The 17,555-nt window shown below is 52.9% G+C and carries 14 protein-coding genes, 1 pseudogene and 1 CRISPR repeat array; of the genes and pseudogenes, 7 read left to right on the forward strand and 8 right to left on the reverse strand.

Annotated features, from left to right (window positions below; translation table 11 throughout):
- Positions 1-295 precede the first annotated feature (295 nt).
- The 4 genes from ACH50O_RS04105 to ACH50O_RS04120 all read left to right on the forward strand — a co-directional run bounded on the left by ACH50O_RS04105 (position 296) and on the right by ACH50O_RS04120 (position 5,817).
- Positions 296-1,198: a LysR substrate-binding domain-containing protein gene (locus ACH50O_RS04105; protein WP_446810770.1), complete on the forward strand. Its 903-nt coding sequence runs from the start codon at positions 296-298 to the stop codon at positions 1,196-1,198.
- 244 nt (positions 1,199-1,442) lie between these two features.
- Positions 1,443-1,952, forward strand: coding sequence for an RNA polymerase sigma factor (locus tag ACH50O_RS04110; protein ID WP_446810771.1), 510 nt, complete (start codon positions 1,443-1,445; stop codon positions 1,950-1,952).
- Between the two features lie 71 nt (positions 1,953-2,023).
- Complete coding sequence (locus ACH50O_RS04115; RefSeq protein WP_446810772.1) at positions 2,024-3,013, forward strand: FecR family protein; 990 nt, start codon at positions 2,024-2,026, stop codon at positions 3,011-3,013.
- 332 nt (positions 3,014-3,345) lie between these two features.
- Positions 3,346-5,817 (forward strand): TonB-dependent siderophore receptor, encoded by a 2,472-nt coding sequence (locus ACH50O_RS04120; protein ID WP_446810773.1) that lies wholly within the window; start codon positions 3,346-3,348, stop codon positions 5,815-5,817.
- A gap of 516 nt (positions 5,818-6,333) precedes the next feature.
- Here the strand turns inward: ACH50O_RS04120 and ACH50O_RS04125 are convergent.
- From ACH50O_RS04125 to ACH50O_RS04135, 3 genes are all read right to left on the reverse strand, one after another.
- A complete protein-coding gene (locus tag ACH50O_RS04125; RefSeq protein ID WP_446810774.1) occupies positions 6,334-6,684 on the reverse strand; it encodes a hypothetical protein in 351 nt (116 codons plus the stop codon).
- Positions 6,685-6,781: 97 nt separating this feature from the next.
- Entirely contained in the window at positions 6,782-8,203 is a 1,422-nt protein-coding gene (locus ACH50O_RS04130; RefSeq protein WP_446810775.1) for an Nramp family divalent metal transporter, read from the reverse strand.
- A 130-nt stretch (positions 8,204-8,333) separates the two neighbouring features.
- Positions 8,334-9,296 carry a helix-turn-helix transcriptional regulator gene (locus tag ACH50O_RS04135; protein ID WP_446810776.1) on the reverse strand — a complete coding sequence of 321 codons (963 nt, stop codon included), beginning with the start codon at positions 9,294-9,296 and terminating at the stop codon, positions 8,334-8,336.
- Positions 9,297-9,614: 318 nt separating this feature from the next.
- On the opposite strand from ACH50O_RS04135, the gene ACH50O_RS04140 reads away from it, so the two are divergent.
- The 3 genes from ACH50O_RS04140 to ACH50O_RS04150 all read left to right on the forward strand — a co-directional run bounded on the left by ACH50O_RS04140 (position 9,615) and on the right by ACH50O_RS04150 (position 12,137).
- Positions 9,615-10,073, forward strand: a complete 459-nt coding sequence (locus tag ACH50O_RS04140; RefSeq protein WP_446810777.1) for a hypothetical protein — start codon at positions 9,615-9,617, stop codon at positions 10,071-10,073.
- Positions 10,074-10,085: 12 nt separating this feature from the next.
- Positions 10,086-10,646: a hypothetical protein gene (locus ACH50O_RS04145; RefSeq protein WP_446810778.1), complete on the forward strand. Its 561-nt coding sequence runs from the start codon at positions 10,086-10,088 to the stop codon at positions 10,644-10,646.
- A gap of 546 nt (positions 10,647-11,192) precedes the next feature.
- Positions 11,193-12,137 (forward strand): hypothetical protein, encoded by a 945-nt coding sequence (locus ACH50O_RS04150; RefSeq protein ID WP_446810779.1) that lies wholly within the window; start codon positions 11,193-11,195, stop codon positions 12,135-12,137.
- A 160-nt stretch (positions 12,138-12,297) separates the two neighbouring features.
- A CRISPR array of direct repeats spans positions 12,298-13,466; the repeat unit is 28 nt; unit sequence TTTCTAAGCCACCTGTGCGGTGGCTGAC.
- Between the two features lie 131 nt (positions 13,467-13,597).
- On the opposite strand, the gene cas6f is transcribed toward ACH50O_RS04150, so the two are convergent.
- The 5 genes and pseudogenes from cas6f to csy1 all read right to left on the reverse strand — a co-directional run bounded on the left by cas6f (position 13,598) and on the right by csy1 (position 17,408).
- Positions 13,598-14,236, reverse strand: a complete 639-nt coding sequence (gene cas6f, locus ACH50O_RS04155) for a type I-F CRISPR-associated endoribonuclease Cas6/Csy4 (RefSeq protein WP_446810780.1) — start codon at positions 14,234-14,236, stop codon at positions 13,598-13,600.
- 3 nt (positions 14,237-14,239) lie between these two features.
- Entirely contained in the window at positions 14,240-15,277 is a 1,038-nt protein-coding gene (gene csy3, locus ACH50O_RS04160; protein ID WP_446810781.1) for a type I-F CRISPR-associated protein Csy3, read from the reverse strand.
- Positions 15,278-15,293: 16 nt separating this feature from the next.
- A complete protein-coding gene (locus ACH50O_RS04165) occupies positions 15,294-15,734 on the reverse strand; it encodes a type I-F CRISPR-associated protein Csy2 (RefSeq protein ID WP_446810782.1) in 441 nt (146 codons plus the stop codon).
- Between the two features lie 97 nt (positions 15,735-15,831).
- Positions 15,832-16,173 (reverse strand): annotated as a pseudogene (locus tag ACH50O_RS04170) (type I-F CRISPR-associated protein Csy2); the annotation flags it as partial.
- Positions 16,170-17,408: a type I-F CRISPR-associated protein Csy1 gene (gene csy1, locus ACH50O_RS04175; RefSeq protein WP_446810783.1), complete on the reverse strand. Its 1,239-nt coding sequence runs from the start codon at positions 17,406-17,408 to the stop codon at positions 16,170-16,172. The pseudogene ACH50O_RS04170 and the gene csy1, both read right to left, overlap by 4 nt.
- Between the last annotated feature and the right edge of the window lie 147 nt (positions 17,409-17,555).

Below are 17,555 nucleotides of genomic sequence, written 5' to 3' on the forward strand. Positions count from 1 at the left end.
ACGGTTTCGCAATATGAGGCGGGATTTTGCAGCGGGTTTGTGTGCTGAAAAAAATGGCGGGTCTTGCAACCCGCCATCAAAACGTCCCTGTTGCTAGGAGGAGGTTACCCATCACTAACAATCGTTGACATAATCCCATTGTCGACTAAGCATGTTAGTGAGCGGATCCTCTAAAATAAAACGATATAATGTGATTTTTATATCGAAAGAATAGATTACGTCTGTTAGACCGAATTAGAGTATAGGTTAGTAATCGAAATTTTTTTGGATCCGCAAGTTTTTTTGGAGCTATACGATGAATCTTAACCAGCTGGAATTGCTGCGAACTTTGCAAGAAACCGATTTCAACCTGAGTAAGGCGGCGGAAAAAATGCATGTAGTGCAATCGGCGGTCAGCCGGCAACTCCAATTGTTTGAAACGGAACTGGGCTCGCCGCTGTTTATCAGGCAGGGGAAAAAGCTCACCGGTCTGACGCCGCTGGGGGATAAGATCATGGAAGAAGTCGATCTGATCAATCAGGCCAAAAAAAATATTCAACTGATAGCCGACGATTTTCTGGATACCAGCAGCGGCACCTTGCGCATCGCCACGACGCACACCCAAGCCAAATATTTATTGCCGGAGCCGATTGCCAAGTTTCGGCGTAAATATCCCGACATCAAAATTTACATGGTGCAATCGTCGCCGGATACCCTGATTAATTTGCTGCACCGGCATCAAGCCGACATCGCCATCTGCACAGAGAAGCTGGACGAAGATGAAAAACTGGTCGTTAGACCGTGCTATCACTGGCACCATATTGCCGTGATGCCGCCAGGACATCCCTTGGCCGAAGGCGAAATCAGCCTGCAACGTCTGTCTGCGCAGCCTATTTTGACCTACACGCCCGGATTTACCGGACGCACGACGATAGAAAAAGCCTTTCATAACCTGCATCTGCCGCTGGATATCACGCTGGCCGCCGCCGATTCCGACGTGATCAAAACCTATGTGCGGCTGGGGATGGGGGTGGGCATTATTGCCGGCACCTCTTACGAGGTCAGTAAGGATTCCGATCTGATCGCCAGGGATTTGACCCGCCTGATACCCGGCTCCACGACGAAAATAGCCTACCTGAAGCAATTGTATGTACCGAATTACTGCCGCTATTTTATCGACGAACTGTTGGCGGAGGCCGCGCGGAAAACGTCCGAATAGCTTGGGCACGGCGGTTGATCCAACATATTGTGCTAAGCAGTTCACGATGCCGAGCCTATAAAAAGCGGTGATATGGCATGATTGCGATGGGTTTTTTAACACAGATTATTAAAATTAAGGCTGATGGGGCGCGTTTACCAAGTACCCAGGCGGCTGATTCAACTTAAAATTCTGCTTACGGCTTTAATTTTGCTTTGTACTTTGCGGTCTAAACGTCCGGGCAAAAACCGTCTACCAGCACTTTATGTCATCTCAAGTTAACGAAACGCTGCATGCGTTATACGCCAGTTGTCACGGAGAACTGGAGGCCGTGCTTTTTTCGCGCGTGCGCTGCCGGGAAACCGCCGCCGACATCTGTCAGGAAGCCTTCGTGCGCTTGTGCCGGAGCGACGACCTGGGGAATGTCGGTAATCTGAAAGCCTATCTATTTCGCACCGCACAGAACCTGTTGTTCGATCATTATCGGAGTCAGACGGTACGCAATGCCGCGATGGTGCAATGGCCGGAAGATGCTCCGCCGGAAATTGAAGACACGCGTTGTGCGGAAACCGTTGCGCTCGGGGAGCAGGAACTGGACAGCTTGATCGACAGTTTGGCAACCTTGTCGCCGTTATGTCAGCGCATCTTCTACCTAAACCGCTTCGAAGGCTTGAAACAGCGGGAAATTGCCGAAACGCTGAACATTTCCGTCCGCACTGTGGAAGAAAACATCAAACGGGCGCTATTGCATTGCGCCAAGACCCTGCAACCCTAGCGCTAGCGTTGGTTTCGGCTGCCGGCCTGTTCTATGATATGTCACCCTCACTGTTCATGCAGGATCTGAAAATGTCCACCGAACCAAAGCCGGACGATGCCGAACGTCTGCTGGAACGCGCTTGCGGTTGGCTGAGCCGGATGCATTCCGGCGACTTTTCGTTGGCGGAACAGCGGCAACTTGAGGACTGGCGCGCTGCCGATCCGGCTCATGATCGGGCCTGGCAACAAGCGCGAAAGGTATGGCGGGGCATGGAAGGTCTGCGCGGCCGGGCGATACCCGGCTCGGAGCCATTGCTTCACGAGCGTTATCGCAAACCGCAATCGCGGCCAATCCGTGAAACGCCGTATCGCCCTCCCAGGTGGGCGTTGGCTATCGCCTGTAGTGCGGTGCTGGCAGTGACTTTAGCGGTGTTGTTTCCGCCGCCGGCATGGCGGGCCGACTATCTGACCGGCAAGGGCGAGCAACGCAGCCTGTTTTTGGCCGACGGCTCGCGGGTTACGCTAAACACCGCGACCGCGCTGGCGGTCCACTTCGACGATAGCGTGCGCCGGGTAGAGTTGTTGGCGGGCGAAGCGTTTTTTGAAGTGGCTAAAAATGCGCAACGGCCTTTCGTGGTGAACGCGGGCGGTAGCGAAGTTTGGGCGATTGGCACGGCTTTCGACGTTCAACGCCAGTCCGCGCAAACTCGGGTCGAACTGCTTGAAGGCATCGTCGAAATCCGGAATGCACAGCAGCACCGCGAACGGCTGACCGCCGGACAATCCGCGTCGATTGATGCCGACAATATTGCCTTACAAACTGTAAACCCGCCGGAAAGCATGGCGCTATGGCGCGAGGGTTATCTGCAATTCGATGGCGTACCGTTACGCGAAGCCGTCGCCCAAATCAATCAATACCGGCCCGGCAGGGTGCTGCTGCTGAATCCGGCGTTGGCCGACAAGCGGATCAGCGGCCTGTTTCGGCTGGATGCGCTGGATCAAGCCATTGCCAGTTTAAAAGCCGCTGTGCCGGAATTGGAAATTACCAATATCACCCCTTATTTGGTGGTGGTGCGTTAGGCGCTGTTACTTCCCCTTTGCAAAGAGGGAGAAACTCGTAATTAATTCAGCGCGGAGTACAAAAACCCTCTCCTGCTGGAGAGGGCGTAAACTCCATCCTGTTGAACGGGTACTGAATAGTTACGAAAAGTCTCTGCATAACACCATCGAATCGGCCTTAACTACACGGCAAGCACGCCCCCCCATTAACATCGCCGGCGCAATTCGGCATTGCTAATTTCTGCCGATGAAATAATTCGATCACCGCCTGATGTGGGTTTTTAAAAAGTTTCCGTCTTAACTAACACCAGCCCGAATGCTGCCGTGTAACCAGACCGAAACCAGGAGAACCCATGTCCAACGCAAAGCATTGCAAACCTTTCTCAGCCGGCAAGGGCCGGCGCCATGCCGCCAAAGCCGTCTTGCTCGCGGCTCTGATCTCGCAAACCGCCCTTGGCGATGCCGCCGGCAACAAACACCATTTCGACATCCCCGCCCAATCGCTGAATCAGGCCTTATTGATGTTCGGCAGGCAAAGTCAGCAACAATTGATGTATGGCACCGACATCGCCGACAACCTGCGCAGCCGCTCCCTGCAAGGCGACTACACCGCCGACGAAGCGATCAGGATTTTATTGGGCGATGCGCCGTTGCAAGCCGTGACGACCGGCGAAGGGGCTATCACCTTGCAGCCGCGAGTGGAGCAGATGCAGAACAATCTCGGGCCGCAGACGATGCCGGCGGTGCAAGTGGTCGGCAAGGCGGCTTACGATGCCACTGATCCTTACAATTCGGATTACAGTTTGCCGAACGCAATGACGGCGACTAAGACGGATACGCCGATTATGGAAACGCCGTTTTCGGTGCAGGTGGTGCCGAAGCAGGTGATGAAAGATCAACAAGTCGTGCGTATTGATAAGGCCTTGCAAAATGTTAGCGGTGTATTTGCGACGGCTCAAGACGGTCATCAGCAAACCCCGTTCGTGATTCGCGGATTTAGAACCTACGACTACTATCGAGACGGCGTTAGAACCAATCCGTCTTGGTTGACAGACGGCTTTCGCGAAACCGCGAATTTAGAACGCATCGAAGTGTTGAAAGGACCTGCATCGATTTTATACGGTCGCATCGAACCGGGCGGCATGGTGAATGTGGTGACCAAGCAGCCATTAGCCACGCCTTTCTATTCGCTGCAACAGCAATTCGGTTCTTACGATTTTTACCGGACGACAGTTGATGCAACGGGACCGGTTACGCAAGACAAGAGTTGGTTATATCGGATGAACTTCGCCTATGAAGATGCGAATTCGTTTCGGGATTTTGTAAAAAATGATCGCGTGTTTTTCGCCCCGAAACTGCAATGGAAGATTAGTGATCAGACCCAGGCAACTTTCGAATTAGAGTATAAACACAGTAATGACACTTACGACAATGGGATTCCCATCGTCAATGGACAAATTCCAAACCTACCGATCAGCCGGAATTTGAGCGAGCCCGGATCGGGACAACAGGAGTCGGACGCCATTTGGCTGGGCTTCAACTGGTCGCATGCGTTCAATGACAATTGGACCCTGAGCCAAAACTTCAATGCCTATAACTATGCAGCCCCAATGCGGACGCCATTCGTGACATTTTGGGGAGGCTTGATCGATCCATGCACGGCGTCGTCCTGTCAGGTTGCTCTGGGAGCCATGAAGAATAATTGGAGCGGTCAACAGTTTTATACCTCGCTTAATCTGACCGGAAAATTTCAAACCGGCTCGCTTGGTCATACGTTAATGTTGGGCTGGGATTTCATGAACATGGCAGCGGATAGCGGCGATGCGTGGTCCTGGAGTTTAAATGCCTTGGACATTTATCACCCCGTTTATACCGGGATCGACGGGGCTGTGCCGTCAAGTGCATCGTTGGACAGATACCAGATCAACGAAGACTGGCGCGGCTTGTATTTACAAGATCAAATTAAACTGCCTTACGGGCTACAGATACTCGGCGGGTTTCGTTACGACATGGCGACAATGAGTGATCTTTCAAGCGGTGGTTATAGTGGCAGTAACCAACTGGACGAAACTGCGATCAAACCTCGCGTTGGCTTACTTTGGAGAGCCCTACCTGAGTTAAGTTTCTATGCAAATTACGTGGAAAATTTTGGTGGGGTTAATCTCTATAGTCGTAACAGGAATGGCGGTGCGCTAAAACCAGAAACAGCGGAACAGAAGGAAATTGGCTTGAAATATGAACTCTTCGACAAACGCTTGACAGGCAGTGTCGCCTGGTTCGATTTAACCAAGCAGAATATCCAATCGCCCGATCCCGATCCTTATTATCGAAGCCTCGGTTTTTCAGTAACCACTGGAGAGGTGAATAACAACGGCTTGGAGGTTGACATTGCCGGTGAAGTTTACCCCGGCCTAAAACTGATCGGCAATTATTCGTACACAAACTCGCGCGTTACCAAGGATACTGGCGGTGCGGATAATCGCGGCAACGAGGGGAAACGCTATTTTGGTGTGCCGCGCCACGGCGGGAATCTGTGGGCTACCTATGAGATTCAGAAAAGTGATTTGCAAGGTTGGAAATTCGGAGCCGGATCGAATATTCGCGGCGAAGTCGAAGGCGACAATGCCAACAGCTACCAACTACCGGGTTATGCAACGTTGGCGCTAATGACCGGCTATAGTTGGAAAATGGGACCATCGACCGTAACGGCTCAATTAAACGCGGATAATTTATTGGATAAGCATTACTACAACACATCGAATTCAAACTTTATTATGCAGGCAGCACCTCGGACTTTTTTAGGTACTTTAAAAGTGGAGTTTTAAATTTGACTGAGGTTCTTGCCACGTAAGTTACGCTCGCGTAGGTTGAGGCAACGACCCCAATACTCATGGTGTTTAATATTATTGGTAACGTTGATCTTGCATTATCGATGGCTTGCTTGCTGGAGATGTTATTGGCTGGGTTGTTCCTCTATCATGGTGGGCTGATGGCTGAATTGTTTTCGTGTTGGGGTTCCTGTCGTCACCCTAACCTACCTCTGTATCCATGCGGTCGATCTTAATCTTGTTTACAGCAATCCATGGCGGCCAAGTCCGTGACGGTTAGGCTGTGTCGGGTCGAATGTTCGCGGGGACAGATCGACTTCAAGCCTTGTAGCCTGGCGTTAAGGGTATTTTGCTATTCGCGAAAGATTCGTAGGTTTGGGCGTAAACCAAATTGCCTTGGCTGCAAGGCTTTTAGCTTGATTCGCAAGGCTATGGTGGCTAGGACCCAAGCTTAAAAATGCCTATCGAGGATGGTAAACCCGCCCAACATCTTATCCGCTGTTCCTGTCTAACTTAAAGCGATTTGTACAAGCTTATCGCATTGTGCAATTCCTCGGACGCCGCTTTGATGTCGCCTAACTTGGCTTTGATTTGTCCTTGAATAACCAGCGCGGCGGCTTGTTTGACGATGGTTTCGTTGCCGGTGATTTTCTCGCCGGAGGTGCGAGCGGCTTTTAAATGCACCTGGGCGGTATTGAAATCGCTTTTGGCAATTTCCTCCAGCGCTTTTTCTAGATGCGAGATGGTTTCGCTGACACTGACCGAACTGCTGGCCGTGGTTTCCGCAGCCAGGGCAGTAGGGGAGCAAAGGCCGAAACTAGCCGCCATGGACAAGCTAAACAGGGTGATTTTAATGAGTTTCATAAATATGTCGCCTTATTGCTAATGAAGAAAATTGCAGGGTACCGAAAAAAAATCTTTTTGCTCGGTACCCGCCGGCTTTAAAGTTCGCGCCAGACCGTCAAAGTTTAAGACTGGCTTTCAAATACAACACTGCCAACAGTAAATACACCACAAAACTCAAACCCAACAGCCACGGCTTGCCTTTAGGTCTGGCCCACGCCGGCAAATGCGGCGGCAGCATTTTGTGGTTGATCAAATACAGCGCCACCGGAAACGTAATGGTGCCGACAAAGCCGATGATGGCGCTGGTCAGGATCAGCGGGCCGGGGGCGTCGAGTTGCATGGTCAGCGAGGTGATGACGGTCAACAGGCCCAAAAAGATGTAATACCAACGCCGGGCGGGGAGACGGCGGCTTTTCGGGAACAAGGTCAGCACGATGTCGGCCTGGATGCGGCTCACCGCGTCGGCGGTGGCGAGCCAGGTGTCGGTTAAAAAGGCCGCCGCGACTACCAAAAATAACAGCCGGCCTATCTCGCCCCAACTCACCGCGAAGAACTGACTTTGCACTACCGCCAGTTCGTATTCCTGCGGCAGCAAGCCTTTTGGAAACAACAGCGCATAAGCCAGCAAACAGGTCATCAGCGTGGTGAATAAGTTGCCGATAATGCCCACCAAAATATCCGCGCTTAAAAAGCGCCGCCAAGTTAACCAGTTCTTGGCGCTTTCCGCTTCGTCAGCCGGCAGAAAACCATCACTCAGAACAGCCTCCTCGGAGCCGCCCAAGCCAGTAATGCGGCCCACCAAGCCAGCCATGCCCGCACCTTTGTCGCGCAACCAGTAGGAATAAAACAAAATCCAAAAACCGCCCAGGCCGGCAAAAGTAATCGCGGTTAATAGTTTGCTGGCATCGCCGCTGTCCCACGGGCGGGGCATCTCGCCGATCGGGCCGAGCAGGCCCAGGCTAAACGTCGGCAGGGCCTTGAGTACATCGCTTTGCAGGCAGGCCGACAATAAACCGACCACGGTGACCACCGCGACCAGTTTCATGAAACGTTCTATCAGCGTGTAAACCACGCCGCTGGCCAGAATAGCGGTGACGAATACCGCAATCGAGGCATAGCCCCAAAACAGGCTTTGGCCGCGCTGGGTCCAGTCTGTTGGCCAATGCGTCAGTTCCGCCATCGCGGTGCCGCCAGCCGAGGCAAAGGCGCCAAACCACAAGAACGAGACTGTCATCAACAGCCAGAGAAATATGCCAAAGCCACGATGCAAACGAATAAAACCGTGGAAGATGCTTTCGCCGGTCAACATCGTATAACGACCGATTTCCAGGTTTAACGGATATTGCAGTAAACAGGCGGGCACCAACAGCCACAAAAAGGTCAGGCCGTATTTGGCGATCATGTACGGCCACCAGATCAACTCGCCGCTGCCTTGCGCCAATGCCATCCACACTACGCCCGGCCCCAACGCGGCCCACCAGCCGGGAAATGTCGGGACGCGGTGACGGGGGAGGGACTGCAAGTCGGTGTTGTTCATGGGGGTAAAAACGCAAGCCGTGGTTGAAAAAGCCGCCATTTCCGCAAATTTGCCGAGTTTTGGCAAATCCGCTTAACAATCCGGTGTGTTTGTTTAAATAGAATTCCGGAAAAGGGGAAGCGTCGCTTATTCAGCGTTTCCGGGCCACCTGCTTCGGTGAGATGCCGAAATACTTGTTGAACGCGAGACTGAAATTACTGGCATGTCGATAACCTACCGCTTCCGCGACCACGCTTATCGGCAATTGCTTCGATTCCAGCAAACGGTAGGCATGGTTCATTCTGATATCGATCACCACGCCATACGGGGTGTTATTAAAATAATGCTGGAACAAATTTTTTAACTTGAACGGAGTGATGCCTAGCGCGCTTGCCAAGCTTTCCAGCGACGGCGGGTTTCGATAGCTTTGCGCGAGAATGTCGCGGGCGCTGTTGGCCAATTTGCGGCTACCGCTGTCGAAACGGGAATAGCCGTATTGTTCTTGCCGGCACAGTTCGCCAAGCTCGTTTGCCAAGATCGTCATGGTATGGCCGTTTAACATTAGCGGGGCTAAGGGCGTGCCGACATCACAAGCCAGCAGTTGTCCGGCCGCTGCTAGGCTTTGCATGCCGGTCGGCCGGCAACTTAATAAGCGCAGCGCATTGTGCCGAAAGAAAAACTCCGATTCGTTTTCGCCCAAATAGCGCCCCAGCCAGGCTTTGCCGATGGAAAATCGCAGCTGTTTAACGGCTTGATTGGCTTGATACCGGCGTTCGCCGCTGCTGCTGTCAAAGCTGGTGATCGTGGTATGGCCTTGGCTAAACCGCAGTTCATGTCCCTTGCTGTCGATGAAGCGGGATTGGCCCGCTATCCCCAAAGTGATCACCAGGCGCGGTTCGCCGAAATCGATTTTGCTGCCAATCGCCAGATCGCGTGACGGTTGGTATTGCGTTTCGATATAACTCAATGCCGGATCAAGCTGGAAAATCAGCGATCTGCCCGCGCCCAGCCGGGCCGGCAAGGATTGGCGCAAGTAATTTTGCGGACTCACAAGCTGCGTGGGCAGCGCGTCGCTGTTTAAACGTTCGCATCCCGATTGATTGATTTTGGTCATGTCCTTGGGCCGGAGGCTTTGCCCGCGTAACCGGGCATATCGCTTACTTTTATAATAATTTGCGAGATTACACTAACTTTCACAATAAATTTGTTTCTCTCTCCGGGGTTTACCGGTGAGAGATAATGTTTTTCTAACGTATGCTGCTGTTTTACAAACAGTTATAGGTTCGTGGCATAAGTATTGATATCAACTGTGCGGGTTGCGTTGCAATCCTGGCTTATAAACCCCAGGCTGTCCCGGCACCACGTGCCAGGTCGTCGGCCGGGTTTATTTCGCCAACGGCAAAATAACAATCAATATCTTAAAGAGGACACGATGAAAACCTATCACTATCTGCTGCTTGCCGCCAGTCTGACTGTTTCCGCCCAAGCGCAAGCCGCGCCCGGTTGCACGGCTGCCAATTTGAACGGAAGCTATGTGCTGTATCAAAACAGCGTGGCGCTGGCTAATCTGCATACCGGACGTTGCGAAATCACCGTGCTTAACGGCGTGATTGGCGGTTCCTGCGCATTCACGACCGCGCAAAACGGTGCGATCGTTCCTGGATTCGCCGGCCCGGTCAGCGGCACCGCAACCATGAACACCGATTGCTCGGCCGTCGCTCTATTAGACTTTTCTCCGGCGCCTAACGTCACCGTGCATTCATCTTTTGATTTGCAATTTACCCCGGACAAACAATCGTTTATCGGACAATGGACCAATAACTTCGGTCTGCTCGGCACCTCGGCCGGGACGCGTTTCTCGCCCTTCCTTCCGTCCACCCCCGCGCAATAAGGCCCGTTTATCATGACAACGAAATATTTAAAACTAGCCTTGACGGTAGTCGCCGCACTGACGGCGTCCGGCGCGAATGCGGCAGTTTATAACTTTGTGCAAACCGGTTTTGACGACGGGGCGACCATTTCCGGTAGTTTTACCGTTAATGATGCCGATAACTCCGGGCAGATTAATGTGGGGAGTGCTATTTGGGGGATGAATTTCAACGAAATTTCCGCGTTTTCTTTATCTTTCTCGGGCAACTCAATCGTCGGCGCGTTTACCCATAACTTGGCGGATTTGTCGGCCATGGTTTACAACGTCGGCAGCCCCTATCTCGGCGACGAGATTGGCGGCGCACAGCAGGAGCTGATAGCCACCAACTATTTTGGTAGCACCGGATTCGATTACTACAGCGGCATGGGTTTTGGCGGATTCGGCGGTGCCGTATTCGATAAAGCCAATAACGCAACTTCATACAGCTACGAATTGATTAGCGTAACGCCGGCGGCGGTGCCGGTGCCCGGCGCGATCTGGTTGTTCGGTTCCGTGTTGGCGGGTTTTGTCGGCATTAACAGACGAAAAGTTTGATCGTCCATTCCGATAAATTTGCATGGCCGGCCGGCGGCCTGACTGTTAGCGGTATTTGGAAAACAGAACCGTCGTCATGAGCCGCCTGTACGGCGGTGGATTGCAAGATTTCATACTAAATTGCAGACTTGTAAACCAACTAGAATTACCGAAAACAGCTGAATTCTATATAAAAGCCAAAACCTAATACGACAACATCCGCAATAGCTCAGACTTAATTGGATGACGATTGAGGCAGCGCGGCCGAAAATTGACTGATGCTTGGGGGCGAACGTCGGATTGTTGCCGAAAAACCGATACGCTGCTTTTCTCCTAATAAATTACGGCATATGCCCATACAAATGTGCCATATGCCGTAATTTGCAATTTACTAAAAATGATAATGTGCTGAAAAAGGAGTTTAAGCTGTTCAAATCCCCATAAAATCCGACAAGATACAAAATCAGGTCGCTAAAAATATTAGTGGCTTGAAAGTTGCCTACTGATAAACAGGAGAATTTTGATAAGGACTATTTTTAATCAGTCGTGATAAGGCACCTTGCGGATATGAACAAAAAAACAAAACTTACTAATGCTATTGCCTCGGTGATTGGCGGCTTGACCTTAGCTGCCGGAGGCGTGTCAAGCGCCTCGGCCGCCACCACCATGTACAATTTGTACGACAACAACGGCGCCACCCCTTGCGCACCCTGCAACGCCTACGGCCAGCCGGGCGGCGTGTTTAACGCTGCCGGCGGCCAAACCGACGGCTGGGTGTGGGGAGGCCCAACTCCGGAGAATTCATATAAGGGCGGTAATTCCGGAGGCAACCCCAATGCTGCCACGGCAGGTTGGGTAGGTACCAGTGGGTCAACCACAACACCTTTCAATTATGTGGGCGCGGTTTCCCTCAACTGGGGTATTCAACTGAATTCAGCCAATGATTCCGGACAAATCTCCAATGCGGATTCGCTGAGTCGTTACGGGGTATCGGCTAATATCGATACCGCCAAAGGCGCTTGGTACGATAATGCCAGCCCCTCCGGTCAAGGCTGGAAACACGATCTGGACATCGGCTTGTTCCGGTCGGCTGTGACCACGGATGTGGAACTGGATATACATGGTGTCAATTTAAGCGGCACCAATTACGGTTTTACCATCTTTCAAGGCATGACAAGCAACAACAGCGGTTATGTGCATCATGGAGACTGGAACCAAAACGGCAATGGCACGCCGCTGCCTAACGATATTGGCTTCACACTCGGCGATATAGTCGCCACGACGGATATTTCCGGCGCGACGCCGGTCAATCTCAACCATATTCGTTTCACCGCTCAAGCAGGTCAAATTTACACCATTATGCTGGGAGGCGTTAGAGACGGCACTTGGTACGATACGAATGACGGGTATGTATTGAATGTAGCCGCCGTTCCGATTCCCGGCGCTATTTGGCTTTTCGGCTCTGCCTTAGCTGGATTTGGCTTCTTTGGCCAACGTCGTAAAGGCAACTAAGGATTTCGCCAAAAACAACTCCCTGTTTTTAATTGCAATGGTCTAATAATGCCGGACACCTCTAAAGGCAGAATTTATACAGCCAGCAGAGGTGATCATAAGTAACGGCAAAAAACACAATCGACCAAAATACAGCCTGGAGTTCTGTTGCCAAGGCGATTTTCTAAGCCGCCTGTGCGGCGGCTGACGTTTGAAGCGTTGATGTTGGGCTATCTGTTCGATTTCTAAGCCACCTGTGCGGTGGCTGACAAGGGGTAAACGTGCCCGGCTGGGCGCCCAGCTTTCTAAGCCACCTGTGCGGTGGCTGACGGCCATGTCGTTGGCGCCTTGGCGTAGCACTTTTTCTAAGCCACCTGTGCGGTGGCTGACTTCACTTCCGGACAGGTTTGCGCCTCGACATTTTTCTAAGCCACCTGTGCGGTGGCTGACAGCAAGCCTTAAATAATCAAGCTGCGTCAAAATTTCTAAGCCACCTGTGCGGTGGCTGACACGCCATCTTCTTTCAGCAGCAAATCAGTAGTTTTCTAAGCCACCTGTGCGGTGGCTGACATTACGCGACTGGCGACTACGTTTTTCATTATTTTCTAAGCCACCTGTGCGGTGGCTGACTTGCCTTCAACGTGCTCCATCGCTTCAAAATTTTTCTAAGCCACCTGTGCGGTGGCTGACTTCAACAAAAACAAGCCTACGGCCATGGAAAATTTCTAAGCCACCTGTGCTGTGGCTGACTTAGCGGCAACGGCTCCATTATTGTGTATGACTTTCTAAGCCACCTGTGCGGTGGCTGACCGGCGAATGCTGTTCACCTCATTCGCGCAAACTTTCTAAGCCACCTGTGCGGTGGCTGACCCGCGCGAAATTTGCGCACCGTATTGTCGTAATTTCTAAGCCACCTGTGCGGTGGCTGACGCCGTCATTGAGCGCGATGCCCAGTTCGTGTCTTTCTAAGCCACCTGTGCGGTGGCTGACGGCCAGGTGGAAAACGGCAACAACCTGGTGGATTTCTAAGCCACCTGTGCGGTGGCTGACCACATCCGCGCCGGCTCGATTGCCCGTGTGCTTTTCTAAGCCACCTGTGCGGTGGCTGACTGCACCACGCCGGCGGGACGGTAGCCCAGGTTTTTCTAAGCCACCTGTGGGGTGGCTGACATGACCTTCATTTCGCAGTAATCTCTAACATGTTTCTAAGCCACCTGTGCGGTGGCTGACTCGGCACGACTAAACGCGAAGTGACCGGCAACTTTCTAAGCCACCTGTGCGGTGGCTGACGTTTCTTCCAACTTTTGGTCACCGGCCAGCTTTTTCTAAGCCACCTGTGCGGTGGCTGACTGATTATAAAGAAACGGGAGGCCGGTTACGACAAGGCTTGCGGGCGGTTTGATCTATTTTTACCATCCGCAAAACCGTTGGTCGTAACCGGCTGATTTAGTTCATATTGTTAAAGAGCGGAAAATATTGGGTCAAAATTCCGGTACGGTGGCGACGCTACTTAGACCGTAGGCGCTGAAACCGCCGGCCACCGGTGCGGCAACCTCGGTTTTGGCGATCCATAAACAAAACGTCTGCCCGCCGCTCAGGCTTTGCAACCGAATGAACGGCAACGCCACCGACGGTACGGCCATGTCGGCATAACGAAATGTCGTCGGATAGCCGGCATCGCCGGCCGGTGTCATCAACTGCACGGTCGTATTCAGCGCGGTTTCCAAATCCAATCCGTGCCGCTTGGCATAGCGCCGGGCCAAGCGTATCGGATTGGTTTTGGGCCGCTCGCGCCGGTAAACCGCGTACCCCGCTATTTTGTTCGGCAGCGGCCGGATGCCGGTGCAGTGCACGTAGTCGCTGAGGCGCGCTAAGCGCTGCGGCGCGTTGAAGCGTTCCAGAGCGGCTTCGTCGGCGGCGAACAGGCGGCATTTATCGCCCAGGCTAAACCGTTTATCCTCGGCCCGATACTTGGGAAAGCCGATGCCGATCGGTACTCGTTTTTCGGCGTCCTGTGCTTCGACCAAACCCAAATGCAGTTGTTGAAACACTTTGGACCAGAGGAAATTGAGAGCAACCTCGGGATTGGGCAGCAAGGTGATTTCCAAATAACAGTGCATGGCTTAATCCTTACCGCTTTCGCCGAACACGCCGCCGCGCACCAGCACCGCCATCACGTAATGTTGCTCAGTTTGGCTCAGTTCTCCGCCGCGCGCGAAGCGATCGAACAGCGTGTAAAAATCGGCCTTGGCTTTAGGCGTGCGGAAGGCTTTACCCAAATTAGTCACCGCGCCGTAGGGTTCGACGGCAATCGGGCCGATGAACGGATTGTCTTCGTCTACCGGATACCAAGTATCGATGCTGCGTAGCGCGTTGCCGATTTTTTGCGAATGCATGCCGGCCTGGCCGTCAATGTGATAGAGAATTTTGCTTTTTTTGGATTTGCTGTTGCCCTTGTCCAGCACCAACTCTTCGCTGGGGTAGACATCCTGCGCCTGGCCGACTTGAGCGTAGGCATCGACGGTGAGTAGCAAAAATTCGCTTTGCCCGCTAAGGGCGGCGGCGATTTTATCGGCCAGCGCGGCGACATCCGGGCTGCCGTGGTCGAAATTTTTCAAGTCGAAAGCTTTGGCATCGAAGGTCCAGACGGTTTGCTGCCCTTCGTTGCGGACGCTGACCACCACTTCGATACGCTCCGCGCCCACCCGGTTGCGCCACAGGAAGCGGGCGTTGGCCAGGTTGGTGGCGTAGCGTTTGGCCAGTTCTTTAAAGCCTTCGGCCTGGATATAGCCGGCTGCGGCCTGTTGGTAACTGGCGGCGAATTCGGCGCTGTTGCAGGCAGACGGTATCTCGACGCCGCTCAGCACTTTTAGGCTGAAGCTGAGTTTTAAGGTGTCTTGTTCGCTACCCAGCGCGCAACTATCCACAGTTTGCAGGTTGGGCTTTTCGACTTCGGCGTCCAATTTGGCGGGGTCGTCTTGCAGCGCTTTTTTCAGGCGGTTGGAAATGGTGCCGCGCACCGACTTTTCTTGCAGTTTCAGCGATTCCGCCGATTCATGCCGTTTATCCCACTGCGTGCCGTAAAGCCGGCCATCGGACGGCACCAGTTTTTTCTCGAAAGCCAGTACGGTTGCAGCGGCGATTTTGTCTGTTTTTGCCATGATGTTTTCCTTGCTGTTAAGCGTTGCGGGAATGTTGTTCGATTAAATACAGCTTGTTTTGCGCGTCGTAGCGGCTGCGCCAAAGCAGGTCATCAAGGCGTTTAAGCCGATACGGCATCACGAATTCGCCCAGAGTGACCAGGCTTTCGGCGAAACGGTGCGGGGTGTTTAGGTCGCGCTGCTGCTCGGCAAGGCCCAGCTCGCCGATGCCGTGAAAGCCGCAGGCAAACGGCACGATCCAGCCCTTGGTTTTGCGCTCGGCGCTCCAAGTCACATGTCCGTTGGTGTCGATTTGGCTGCGGTGGTGGACGGTCAAATAGTCGAGCATGGCATCGATAGCATCTTGTCCATCTTGCATGGCCTGGGCCATTAGCTCGCGGCGTTCCAGCAAGACGTAGCCGGGCATCAGCTTGCGGGTCAGTTTGCCAAGCTCGATATCGCCGTCGATTTTCAGCAATTCCGGCTTGCCGAAAGACAGGATGTCGCCGCCGGCTGAGTTTCATTGTGGTTAGTTGCTGCTGAACGACGGCTAAAAACTCATCGGTTTCGCCCATGCTCACGCCTTGATATTCGATGGCTAACGTGACATTGAGACGGCTGCGGGCTTCTTCGATAAAAGACGGTCGTTCGCCGGTTTTGTCCAGCGGATTGCCGGTGCCAACGATGGAATGTACGTAATCGCCCCTACCTTGGTAGGTTTGCAGGTCGATTTGATGGCAAGACACGGCGCAGGCGGTAAAGCGCAGTTCGGTTAACGACGCGGCATTAAGCTTGCGCTGTAAAGCATGCACGCCGCCCAGCCAGGCCGTCATGGCCGGGAAACCGATGGTGTATGGGCTGGATAGCGCGTTGGCGTTGTGGATTTTCAGGCGCGGGATGATCAGGAAGCGGTTCATCGCAGTACCTCCCGATGTTCGGTGAGTAATTGCCGAAACGCCCTGGATTCGGGGTCGCCGAGAGGGATGGCTTTTTGCTCGCCAACGGCTTTTTTGTAAGCGATGCCCAACCAAGACACCACGGCAACGATGATTTCGTCCAGCCATTCGTCTTCGCTGTCGCGCCGCTGAGCGTTTGCCGCGTCCAGCCAAAGTTTTTGCGCTGGCGGTAATGCGCTGGTTTCCGACCAGCCGCCGGGCAGTTCGCGAATCGCCCAAACCTTTTCCATCAGTTGTTCGACGATCTGCAAAATCCAGTAATCCCGGCCCTCGCGCACGGCGATGTTGTTAGGGACCGCATCGAGAAACAATTTATGTAGGGCTTTGAATTTGTCCTGGTAATCCTTGAGATACAGGCTTTGTGCAAAGAAGTTGGTGGTGGGTTTCTGCGTGGCGCGCAGTTCCAAAGGCGGCGGCAGCGAAGGCAGAAGATAGGCGGTCCCGCCGTTTTGGTTATTCAATACGCTGATGTTTTGCGGTTTGGTGCCGCCGAAGCCAATCACTGTCAAGTTGTAGAGTTCATCGAAACCTTGTTCGTGATGGATTTGATTGCGGCGGTCATTGCGGGCTTGCTTGGCGGCTTCGGAAAAACGCAACACATTGATGCGTTCCTTGAGCTTGAACATCAGCCCGGACGGCGTCAGCAACGATAGCAAGTGGTAGCCGTCGTCGACCGGGAAATAGACTTGTTTGATTTTTTCCGAGGTTTTGACCGTTTCCGCAGCGCCGGATTTGATGCTCAGCAAGCCTTGCCGAAGTTTCTGGAAGGCTGTCGGTATATTGAATTGTTGATGGATCAACGGGGTATCCTGTTCGAGGTGCGCCAACACCGTTTGTCCGTCGCTCAGCGTCAAGGATAGAAACTTTTGCACGTCCAGCGCCGCGGCGTTGCCGAATACGTCAAATTCGGCGGCAACGTTACCGGTGCGCAGATAGCCGTCCGCTTTTCGCTCGGCGTCGGCTATCACCGAACTGGTCTTGGCACCGGGATGGCTGAATTTTCCGGGATGTGTGACCATTGCCAATTGCCCGGCCCGCTTAGCGGCGTCCGGCAACCAATTCGCCAAGTCGAATTTATCGGCGGCGGCGCGTTCGATGTCTTGTTGCTCGGCTTCGGTTTTGGCGAACTTCAATTTTTCTTTAAGCCACGCCGTTCGGCGTTCCGACAGGAAACTTTGTACTGAGGGTTCCAACATGTTTGCAGTCCTTGTTCAGTTTTTCGCGCCGTAGAGTGTAGGCTAGACTATTGTATTTATCAATCCTGTTTTCTTCTATTTGTTTTCATTAATTTTTTGAAGTACACTGACTGATGCCTGCCGCGTAGGCAGCTTAGAAATGTTTGC

Source organism: Methylomonas sp. 2BW1-5-20 (assembly GCF_052474515.1).